This window comes from Nocardia elegans NBRC 108235 (assembly GCF_001612845.1).
GTDB classification, from domain to species: Bacteria; Actinomycetota; Actinomycetes; order Mycobacteriales; family Mycobacteriaceae; genus Nocardia; species Nocardia nova.
Genome location: NZ_BDBF01000045.1, coordinates 61,465 through 71,964, shown reverse-complemented (window position 1 = coordinate 71,964; position 10,500 = coordinate 61,465). Strand labels below are relative to the sequence as shown.

Annotated in this window: 10 protein-coding genes; 4 read left to right on the top strand and 6 right to left on the bottom strand. The window is 68.2% G+C overall.

The window, feature by feature from the left end:
- Positions 1-869, bottom strand: an 869-nt coding sequence (locus NE2_RS27335; protein ID WP_063030718.1) for an AraC family transcriptional regulator ligand-binding domain-containing protein, incomplete at its 3' end; no start/stop codon positions are given.
- A gap of 220 nt (positions 870-1,089) precedes the next feature.
- On the opposite strand from NE2_RS27335, the gene NE2_RS27330 reads away from it, so the two are divergent.
- Positions 1,090-1,482 carry a VOC family protein gene (locus tag NE2_RS27330; protein WP_084494366.1) on the top strand — a complete coding sequence of 131 codons (393 nt, stop codon included), beginning with the start codon at positions 1,090-1,092 and terminating at the stop codon, positions 1,480-1,482.
- Here NE2_RS27330 and NE2_RS27325 read toward each other — a convergent pair.
- Positions 1,422-2,204 carry a helix-turn-helix domain-containing protein gene (locus NE2_RS27325; RefSeq protein ID WP_063030737.1) on the bottom strand — a complete coding sequence of 261 codons (783 nt, stop codon included), beginning with the start codon at positions 2,202-2,204 and terminating at the stop codon, positions 1,422-1,424. The genes NE2_RS27330 and NE2_RS27325 overlap by 61 nt on opposite strands.
- A gap of 144 nt (positions 2,205-2,348) precedes the next feature.
- On the opposite strand from NE2_RS27325, the gene mscL reads away from it, so the two are divergent.
- Positions 2,349-2,810 carry a large conductance mechanosensitive channel protein MscL gene (gene mscL, locus NE2_RS27320; RefSeq protein WP_063030710.1) on the top strand — a complete coding sequence of 154 codons (462 nt, stop codon included), beginning with the start codon at positions 2,349-2,351 and terminating at the stop codon, positions 2,808-2,810.
- Positions 2,811-2,830: 20 nt separating this feature from the next.
- Here the strand turns inward: mscL and NE2_RS27315 are convergent, their stop codons facing one another.
- Positions 2,831-3,403 (bottom strand): TetR/AcrR family transcriptional regulator, encoded by a 573-nt coding sequence (locus NE2_RS27315; protein WP_063018322.1) that lies wholly within the window; start codon positions 3,401-3,403, stop codon positions 2,831-2,833.
- Positions 3,404-3,625: 222 nt separating this feature from the next.
- Between NE2_RS27315 and NE2_RS27310 the strand changes: the two genes are divergently transcribed.
- Both NE2_RS27310 and NE2_RS27305 read left to right on the top strand, forming a co-directional pair.
- Complete coding sequence (locus NE2_RS27310) at positions 3,626-4,159, top strand: hypothetical protein (protein WP_146165179.1); 534 nt, start codon at positions 3,626-3,628, stop codon at positions 4,157-4,159.
- Positions 4,160-4,350: 191 nt separating this feature from the next.
- Positions 4,351-5,112: a 3-hydroxyacyl-CoA dehydrogenase gene (locus NE2_RS27305; protein ID WP_063030706.1), complete on the top strand. Its 762-nt coding sequence runs from the start codon at positions 4,351-4,353 to the stop codon at positions 5,110-5,112.
- A gap of 91 nt (positions 5,113-5,203) precedes the next feature.
- On the opposite strand, the gene NE2_RS27300 is transcribed toward NE2_RS27305, so the two are convergent.
- The 3 genes from NE2_RS27300 to NE2_RS27290 all read right to left on the bottom strand — a co-directional run bounded on the left by NE2_RS27300 (position 5,204) and on the right by NE2_RS27290 (position 10,444).
- Positions 5,204-6,709, bottom strand: a complete 1,506-nt coding sequence (locus NE2_RS27300; protein ID WP_063909498.1) for an alpha/beta fold hydrolase — start codon at positions 6,707-6,709, stop codon at positions 5,204-5,206.
- Between the two features lie 97 nt (positions 6,710-6,806).
- A complete protein-coding gene (locus NE2_RS27295; protein WP_063030702.1) occupies positions 6,807-7,598 on the bottom strand; it encodes a thioesterase family protein in 792 nt (263 codons plus the stop codon).
- 59 nt (positions 7,599-7,657) lie between these two features.
- Entirely contained in the window at positions 7,658-10,444 is a 2,787-nt protein-coding gene (locus tag NE2_RS27290) for an ABC transporter substrate-binding protein (RefSeq protein ID WP_063030700.1), read from the bottom strand.
- Positions 10,445-10,500 lie beyond the last annotated feature (56 nt).

Sequence of the window (10,500 nt, the reverse complement as noted above, 5' to 3'; positions counted from 1 at the left end):
TGGGCCCGCGCCAGGCGGGCTCGATCCAACTCGCGCCGCCACGTGGTCCCCGCCTCGGACAGCCGCCGCTGCAGGGTGCGTGGACTGATGGCGAGCCGCCGTGCCACCTGCTCGAGCGATACCTCACCGTCGGTGAAGGCATCGGCCAACGCCCGCGATACCCGCTCAGGCCAGGCCGAGGCCAGCGGCGGTGGCGGCGGCAACGCGGCGGCCAGCGGTTGCAACACCTCCGCGAGCACCGGATCGGCGGTGGTCAGCGGCAGATCCATATCGGCCGACCGAAAGGTCATCGAATCCACCGGGGCACCGAATTCCACCACCGCCGAACCGAATACCTCGGCGAACGTCTCCCGGCGACGCGGAGCCGGCTGTCGCAGGGATACCCTGACCGGGTCGAACGGCGCGGCCACCACGCGGCGGGCGCGGGTCAGCACGGCGACCAGTCCCCACAGCTGCACCAGTTCGCGTCCGCGCCCGTCGCCCTCGATCATGTCCAGGTACAGCGTGGTCTCGGCCTCGTTCTCCACCACCAGATCGAAGCGGTGATTGGTGGTGACCGCGGTGACGTACGGACCACAGGTCGCCAGTCCGGCGCCCACGGTGGGCGCGCTGGCGAACAGATAGTCGTAGAGCCGCGTGGCGGCCAGTTGATATCTGCTGGCGACGTGCAGCGCTACGTCGGGATCGTCGAGCCAATTCTCACCGATCTCCCATAACCGGGAAAAGACCCGCGCGGGCACATGAACGCCTCCACCGGCCAGTGTCCATTCCGGTAGTTCGCATTCGCGCAGCAGTCGGTCACGATCGATCCCGGCGGCGGTCATCTGCGAGATCACGAAACGATGCAGCAATGTCTGGTCGGTACCCATATCCCTCCTGCCCTGATTCGCGTCCCCGAACACGTTGCGGGAAACGCTAATCACTCCGACCAGCGTTTCGACCGAAATTCACTCCGATTGTGGTGGTCAGCACGTTGCGGTAATAGATTGATCCTGGTCACCGGGCCTTCGATCCCGAATTGTGACAAACCCAGCCACGCCGTCCGATTCGTTCAAGACGACACCGGCCGCGGCGCTCTACGGTGACGCCATGGCACCTCAACTCAACGCAATCGGCGTGGTCGTCTCCGATCTGACGGCCGCACTCGACTTCTACCGGCGACTCGGTCTCGAATTCGGCGAGGTCGTCGGTGGTGGGCACGTGGAAGCTCCGCTACCCGGCGGATTCCGGCTGATGCTCGACTCGGAGGAGAACATCGCACAGGACGCCGGCGTCGCGCGGCAGTGGAACGCCGCGGCGGGCCGGATCGGGCTCGCCGTCGAATGCGGTTCGGCGGCCGAGGTCGACGCGCTGTTCGACGAACTGGTCGCGGACGGATACCACGGGGAGGCAAAGCCCTTCGACGCCGTGTGGGGCCAGCGCTACGCCACCGTGCACGACCCCGACGGCAACGGCGTCGACCTGTACGCGCCGCTGGGCTGATACTCCTCGGCGCGCGCGGCGGCCCCTCGGATACGGCCGGGAGATCGCCCGGTCAGGGCCCGGATCTCCCGGTTCATATGGGCCTGATCCGCATATCCGGCCAGCACCGCGGTCTCGGCGAAACCGATGCCGGTGCGGCTCAGATCCAGAGCCCGGCGCATCCGCAGCACGCGGGCCAGCATCTTCGGCCCGTATCCGAAGGCCGCGACCGAGAGCCGATGCAGTCGTCGCGCGCCCAGGCCCAGCGTGTCGGCCGTGGCCGCGACCGTCTCCCCCGCGTCCAGCCGGCGCACGATCTGCGCCACCACCGGGTCGGGCGGGGCGGTCACCGCCGCACAGCGCCGGGCCACCTCCTCGAGTCCGCGCAGCGGATCCGGCGCCGCCGCGACCACGTCGGCCATGGCGCGGGCCCGCCGCGACGACCACACCTCGTCCAGTTCGGCCCGGCGATCCAGCAGCTCCGGCGCACGAACGCCGAGCAGGGCCGGAGCCGTACCCGGTGCGAAGCGAATCCCGTACACGGTCTGCGCGGCGGCACCGCTGTGATAGGCGCGGGTATCCGGCCCGGCCACCAGCAGCCGGCCACCGAGCCAGAGCAGATCCATACACCCGTCCGGCAACACCGTGGCCGACTCCCCCGTCACCTGCCGCTGCCACACGATCGCGCCCGAGGACGCCCGCGAACGGCGTTCTCGATAAAGCTCCGGCGAATTCTCGGCCACACCGAAATGGTATCGGCCGGCACCGACGGATTCGGATCCGAACACGTGATCGAGCCCACATCGAGTTGCTGCTAGTTCGCTGCTCGCCGTTAGACTGCCGGTCCGAGACAGCGTTGATGTGTTCGGATCGATCGTGAGGCTGAGATGCTCAAAGGGTTCAAAGACTTCCTGATGCGCGGCAACGTCATCGAATTGGCGACCGCGGTGGTGATGGGTACGGCCTTCACCGCGATCGTCACCTCGGTGACGAAGGGAATCGTCGAGCCGCTGCTGGCGGTCGTGGGAACCAACGGGCAGCTCGGATTGGGCGTGCAACTGGTCGCCGGAAAACCGGCCACATTCATCGCCGTCGGCCCGATCATCAGTGCGGGAATCAATTTCCTCATGGTGGCGACGGTGTTGTATTTCGTGCTCATTCTTCCGATGAACACCTTGCAGAAACGGTTCAGCCGCAAGAAGAAGGCCGTCCCGACCCAAACCGAATTGCTGATCGAAATCCGCGATCTGCTCGCGGGCCGGAGCGAAACCGCCACCACCGATGCCATCGTGGACACCGACGCGACCGAAGCTCAGCGACGGGTCGCCGAGATGGTCCACGAGCGCTGAGCCGAAACACCCTGTAGTCGTTACTTTTTCGCACCGACGAAGTCGACGGTGGCGACCATCTGCCGGGCCAGCTGTTCGGGATCGGCGCCGCCGAGATCGGAGTCGGTGAGCGCGCCCTCGCGCCACAGCGACGCGAAGCCGTGCACGAGCGACCAGGCGGCCAGCTCGGTCGCCGGTCGCGCGGATTCCGCGACACCCAATTGGGCCACCCCGAAACGCAATTCCTCGCCGGATACGGTGCGGGCCGCGATCAGCTCAGGATCGTCGACGCGCAGCAGGTCGTGGCGGAACATGACGTCGAAATGTCCGGGGTGGCGCCGCGCGAAGCGGATGTAGGCGACCGCCATCTCCCGGAAATCGTCACGAGAGCCGCGCAATTCCTCGGCCAGCAGCTCGAATCCGCGGATCGCGAGTGCGGTGAGCAGGCCCTGCCGATTGCCGAAATGGTGAGCGGGCGCGGCATGGGAGACGCCGGCGCGCTGCGCCAGCGCTCGCAGCGACACCGCGTCGACACCGTCGGCAGCGATCTGCTCGGCCGCCGCCGTCAGCAGCGTGGCCCGCAGATCTCCGTGGTGGTAGGAGCTCTTGGTCACCCGACGATCGTGGCGCAGGGAACGGGCCCGAGTCCACCAACACGCCCGAAAGCGACCGCACGGTGAACCGACAGCGTTCTACCAACCGGCCCTCGAGCTGCACACAGCTGCGCGCGGTTTCTGGAAGATATGAGCATTCTGTCCGGTCGTCCGCGCCGGTGCGCACCGGCTGTCGCGGCATTCGCTGTCGTATCCGCGATTTCGGGGATCGCGGTGGTTCGCATGTCGACCGGAACCGCCTCGGCACATCCCGGTTCCGCCACCGTCGGCCCGGTGGCGGCCACCGTCGGCGCCGTTGCACCGGCGGCGGCGGGTGCGACAACCACTGCGGCCCAGCCGATTTCGCCGAACACGCCCGCGCAGCAGATGCGGAATGCGATCCTCACCGCCGAACCCGGCAGTCGGGTGGGTATCGACGTGGTCGACACCGCCGCCGACGGAACCGATCAGTACTTCGGCATCCCCGACGCCCTCACCGGGACGGACTGGGCGATCAAACAGGGCTGGATGACGCTGGACGACTCCACGACGCTGAATACGACCGGTCTGGTGTCCGCCGATCCCGCCCAGCCCGGCCGATTCGTGGTCGTCGTACTCACCACCCAGCCCGCCGGAACCGCGTGGACCACCGGCGGCGCGGCCGTCACCGCAGCGATCTCCGCACTGCGGGAGACCCTGGCCCCGACCACGGCGGTTGCCGCCGCTTCCACCGAAACTGTAACATGTTCTAGTATTTGCCCGGCCAGCGATAGATAGCGAACTCGGCAGAACATCCAGGTTGCGCGACCGACCGGAACAACCCGGAGAGATTGCCGTGAGCTGGTATAACCAGAGAACGAACTGCGGATCACCTCCAGCTCACCAGCGAGCGCGGAGGCGAACCGCTATTTACTTGTCGGTGGTGCGGCGACTAGTCTGACGCCGATACCGATCAGAAAGGACCTCGTATGAAGCTCGAGAATGCGGTCGCCGTGGTCACCGGTGGCGCGTCGGGTCTGGGCCTGGCCACGGTGAAGGAACTACACGGCCAGGGCGCCAAGGTGGTGATCATCGACCTGCCGTCGTCCAACGGTGAGGCGATCGCCAAGGAGCTGGGCGACGGTGTGGTCTTCGCCGCGACCGACGTCACCAACGAGGAGCAGGTGAGCGCCGCGCTGGATGCCGCCGCGCAGCTGGGCACCCTGCGGATCGCGGTGAACTGCGCCGGTATCGGCAATGCGATCAAGACGGTCAGCAAGAAGGGCGCGTTCCCGCTGGCCGACTTCACCAAGATCATCAACGTCAACCTGATCGGCACGTTCAACGTGATCCGGCTGGCCGCCGAGCGCATCGCCGCCGCCGAACTCGAGGGCGAGGAGCGCGGTGTCATCATCAACACCGCCTCGGTCGCGGCCTTTGACGGCCAGATCGGTCAGGCCGCCTATTCCGCCTCCAAGGGCGGCATCGTGGGCATGACCCTGCCGATCGCCCGCGACCTGGCGAGTGTGAACATCCGCGTGAACACCATCGCGCCGGGCCTGTTCCACACCCCGCTGTTCGCCACCCTGCCCGAGGAGGCCATCAAGGCCCTCGGCGCGCAGGTGCCCCACCCCGCCCGCCTCGGCGACCCCACCGAATACGCGGCCCTGGCCCGCCACATCGTGGAGAACCCGATGCTCAACGGTGAGACCATCCGGCTCGACGGCGCGATCCGCATGGCGCCGCGCTGATTTCGCGTAGCGACAGGCCCGGCTTCTTCGGAAGCCGGGCCTTTCCGCGTCCGGGCGACCACTCGGGCGAAACGGCCCTCAGGACAGCGCGTTACGGCTCTGCTTCGGTGTCGGGCGTGCACACCACATCGGCCGCCGGCAATACCCCGTCGGCGAAGTACCCGTTGATGGCCGCGCCGACGCAGCGGCTGAGGCCGGGACGAAATGTCATGTGGATCCGTACGTTCGCCAGTGTGACGAGGCGGGACGAGCTCAGATCACGATGCAGGGCGAGGGCATGATCGTACGGCGTGCGCGGGTCACCGGTCGCCTGCACGATCAATGCCGGAACCGAATTCCGCACTGTGGTAGCACTTTCCACGGGCGGGGGCCAGAAGGCGCAGGGTTGAATGTTCGCCGCCAGTGCGCCGAATATCGGCTGTGTGGCGCGACGTTCCTCGATCTCCGACCAGTATCGCGCCGGATCGCCGGGCGCGGCATCGTCACCGCAGGCGACGAACGCCAGTGCCGAATCCTCGTAGTGCCGAAGGGTATCCAGCGTATCCGCCAGCCAGGGTGTGTGGTCGGCGACGGGCGTCCCGCTCACCGCGGCCCGCAACTCGGCGACGGTGTCGGCGGCCTTCCCGTTCAGCCGGAAGTTGCCCAGCAGGTTGTGCAGGAGGAACGGCAGCCAATGATCGTCGACGGCGAAGCCGTTCACCGTGACCGGCCGGCGAGCGAGGTCGTTCACCAGCTGTTCGACGGTGGCGCGGACCTGCGCGGCCGTCGTGCCGAAGTGATAGTCCGGGTCGTGCCGGGCGGCCCAGTCGGCCCAGTCGTCGAGTGCCGCCTCGTCGGCGGCGCCCCAGTCACGCACCATCCCGGTCCAGTACCGGTCCGGATCGATCGCACTGTCGAGCACCATGCGATCGACCGACCGCGGAAACATCTGCGCGAACACGGCACCCAGATAGGTGCCGTAGGAGACGCCGTAATAGCTCACCGCCGGTTCCCCGAGGACGCGCCGGATCACCTCCATATCGCGAGCCGTGTTGCGGGTCGTCACCTGCCGCAGCGCGGCGGAATCGCCTGCCAGACAAGCCATCGCCAGACGCGCGGCGCGGGCGGTGTCGGCCAGGAATCCGTCCAGCCCGACCCCGGCGGAGCGGATCATCTCACCGATCGGCCAGCCGCAACTCCGGCCGCCATCGGACCGCCCGACACCGCGTGGGTCCATGCCGATCAGGTCGTAGTGCGCCCGAACCTCCGGCGCCAGAACGTCTCCCAGCAGATCGATCGTGTCCAGCCCCGAGGCCCCGGGCCCGCCGGGATCGGCCAGCAGGACGCCACGCCTGCGGTCCGGATCGGTCGCCGGCACCCGGGATATAGCGATGTTCAGGGTGCGGCCGTCGGGGTCGGCGTAGTCCAGTGGGACCCGCACAGCCGCGCAGGAACCGCCGACCGCGTCCAAGGTGTCGAGACCACACGGCTTCCAGTTGGCCTGCTGGCGGTAGAAGCGGTCCATGCCCGTGACGGGCGACGGAACCGCCGCACCGGAGGTGACGAGCACGGCCGCCACCGCCAGCACGGCCGCTGTCCAACGAAACACCCTCGACATCAACAGGTTCCGGCCCTGCGAGCGCCACACTCGTCCACGTCGCCACGGTAGCCGGGGGATTCGGGGTCGCCCGTGGCGGGAAGAATCCGGCGCCCGTCTACCGGTCGCCGATCAGCAGAGTCTGGGTGCTGCGGCCGACCGGACCCTTCTCGTCGTAGAGCCGGGATTCGGCCATCCCGATCCCACTGCGTTCCGGATAGGTCACCGCATCCAGGCAGACCCACTCCCCCACCGGTTCCCGATGCAGTGTGACGGTCAGGTCGGTATTGATGAAAAGGTAACGCTCCCAATCCAATACCGCGCTCACGCCGTTACCGGAATCGGCCGCCGCGAGGGTCCGCTCCAGGGGACTGGGAGTGGTTCCGGCGACGATCGGATAGCGCAGCTTGATCCAGCACACCGCCGGACCCGGCTGCTGGAAGGAGCCGGCGACGAAGCGGTAGTCGATTCCGGTGTGGAATCCGACAGGCTGATTGCTGGGGAACTCCCCACTCTGTGCCACGGTGTCCGGCCCGGGATACGCGCCGGCCGCCACCGCATCCGGCGGCACCTCGACCTCTGGATCGGCCACCCGCAGCCGCCACGCGTTCGCCTTCAACACCGGTCCACGGTCGGTGGCGACGGTGGCCTCGATCAACTCCACGCTGCGCCCCGGCCGCACCACCCGCGCCTCGGCCCGCAGCGGTGCGATCGGGACCGGCCCGAGAATCTCGACCGCCACCCGCCCGACCCGGAAACCGGGCCGCGGCTCACAGCGCTCGATCACATGCCCGAGCAGCGCCGACGGCGGCCCCGCATGCTGCGCGTCCGGCGACCACGGACCCCGGGTCAGCTCGGTGGAGTGGAACAGCGCGGGATCCGAGGGATCGGGTCGATAGAAGGCCTCCATGGATCCTTATTACCGCACCGGCCCGGCGCCGCCCTGCTCGCCCTGACCTGCGCGGTGCCTCAGCCCGTGGGTTGCTCCCACTTCTCACCGTCGCTCTCGGTGCCGGCGGGACAGCCGGTGGGCGCGCCGCGCTCGGGTGCGATCGGATACATCACCAGGCATTTCGGCGGCAGGTCGGGATCGTTCAGATCCGAGGTGACGAGCACGCCGATCGAAGCGCCGGTCGCGATTCCGCCCGGGCCGTCGAAACGCAGCTTGCCGGTGATCGTGTCGGCGTCGAGATCGGGACGCCGCAGTTCCAGGCCGATGGCCGCGCGGTCGATCGTGCCGTCCGCCGCCGACCGCTCCGGCCGGGACCGATTACGTTGCACGGCCCGGAGGAACAGTTCGGCGACGTCGAAGGTGATTCCGGTGCGGTCGCCGGGCCAGCTCTCGTGAAAATGCGGCAGGTCGCGCCGCAACTGCGTCAGCTCCGCGCACAGGCTGCGCAGGCTCAGACCCGCGTGCTCCATGCGGTTCGGCGCGCCGTCGCGCACGCAATTGCTGCCCGCCAGCAGCGCCGGTACACCCTTGGCGACGTAGCGGACCGGAAATCCGATCGGCGCGGCATTCTGCACCAGCTTGTCCGACACCGCGCGGGTCGCGGTGTCGTTGGCCAGGATCGGCGGAGGGGCGTCACCGCAGTGCTGAGCGGCCACGTTGACGAACGGCCCGAAATCCGGATTGCGGCCGGCGAAGAACAACAGCGTCCGCGCCACGTCGGGGTCCGCCGGCGCGCACGGCAGCGGCAGACCGTAGATCTGCTGCTGTTCGGACCACGTGTAGACGTCGCCGAGCATATGTCGCTGCGCCAGTACCACTTTCAGGTCGTCGGCCAGAGTCCGCACGTAGATGTCGTCGCGATCCGTCGGTGCGTAGACAGTCACCTTGTCGTAGCGGCGGGTGCCGTCCGCATTCCTCGCGCCCGCGGCGTACTCCGCGACGAGCTCGGCCTGAGCGTGGTTGTCGGGAACGGGTTGGAAGTAGGTGGGCGACACGGCGTCGAGCCCGTCGGCCGACAGGGTGGTCGCCATCGTGGGAACCCCCAGCTCCCCCAAACGCGCGATGGCTCTGCGGGTTTCGGCCGTGCTCCGGTCGAGTCCGATCACGCCGACCACGGTCGGATCCGACCGCACCAGCCGGCTGATCTGGTGCTCGACCACCCAGGTCGCGTATCGCATGGTCGATCCGCCGTTCGCGATCACGATGCGCAGCAGCGGTTCGGATTCGCCGTTCTGCTTGTTCGCCCGCCGCTGCTGAACCGCCAGGCCCGCCAGTTCCTCGGCCTGTGCGTGGGGGTAGCGCACGTTGCGGTCGGTGTAGGTCATCCCGGCGAAGTAGATCAGGGTGACGAGCGGGCGACGGGGATTGTCGTGGCGCAACCGCGCGGCCACGGTGTTCTCGCGGAACACCTCGCGCTCCATCTCGGCGAGTTCCTCGTCGTCGGCGAAAACCTGTGCGGCACCGGCACTCAGGCCGATGCATTCGGTTCCGCGAACCACGACATCGACACCCGCGTGCCACGGCCACGCGGTGCATCCGACGGCGATGCGAGGCTGGACGGCCGTGACCGTCGCGGCTACCAGGGCGGCAACGGGAAGCAGGGCGATCACGGTGACCACCGACCGTCGCGCCGCCCACGGCGGCGCCGGCGGCTGCGCCAGCTCGGCGTGCTCGAACGGTTCGAGCGTGCCGGACAACGAATCCGGTAGGGGCAGGCTGAGATACCAGCTGTCCGTACGGCGGCGGCGACGGCGCCCGTCGATATCGGCCTGCCAGGAGCTCAGCGGATCATCGCGAGAGTCCAGGGATTCGAAGTGCAGGTGCGGCTGCTCGGCGGGATCCTCGATGCGCGAGATCAGCGCGAGCGGATCGAAAAGCCCGGTCTCGTTGCGGATCTCGTTGACGTAGCGCATCAGGCCGGCAGCGCTGTCCCCCGGTTCGACGCCATCGAGCAGCGCCACCGGATATGCGGTGCGACGCCAGCCCGACGGACGCCACAGCCTCCGGCGATAAGCGACACGCAGATCCTCCAGAAAGGCGTTGACCAGCAACTTCGCGATCTGCTCGTTGTTCTCCCGCCGGCGCATCGGCTCGGCGAGACGCACCCCGAATCCGACGAAACTGTTCGACAGCCGTGGCGTCAGATAGCGCTGATGCATGAACCAATAGCTCACCGGCGACAACCCCGGCACATGCGAACTCACGAACAGCCACAACCGCACGATCGGCCACATCGACAGCACCACTGTCAGCACCCGGGATACGGTTCCTCCGATCGCGCCGAGTGCCGTGGTCGAATGCTCGGCGGCCGGACCACGGCGCAGCAGTTCCGGCAACCGCTCGCGCAATTGCGCCGACGCCTCGGTCGCGGCACCCTCGAGCCGTTGCCGCATCAGCCAATCGGCGGTGCGGTAGCGCGGAAAGGGTATGGGCCCCATGGCCGTATCGTCACTGGAGAAGCACTTGTAGAGCTCCTGCAGCAGGGCCAGGAAACGCGGATCCAGCTCGTCGGGGCCGTCCGGTGGGCGATCCGGCGTGGACGGCTCGAGTTTCGGAATCTGCACCACCGCACGCGGAACGGCGCGGCGGCTGCCCGGGGAGGCGAGCCAGTCGCCGCAGCGACGCAGCAGGCCATCCGCGGAAAGCGGTGCGGCGCTGCTGATCAGGCAGACGATCGGCGGCGGCGTTCGCCTGGTCTTGCGGTAGCGGAACAGCACCGGCAGCACCCGCGGTCGCTCGTCGGGCACGGTCACCCGGCGCAGCAGATTCTGGATCCTGCGAACGTCGCCTCGTACATCCGGCATGCGTCGCCCCTCCCCCGCGTCTGCGCTCCCCGTCGCCTTTCGAGTACCCGGGACTG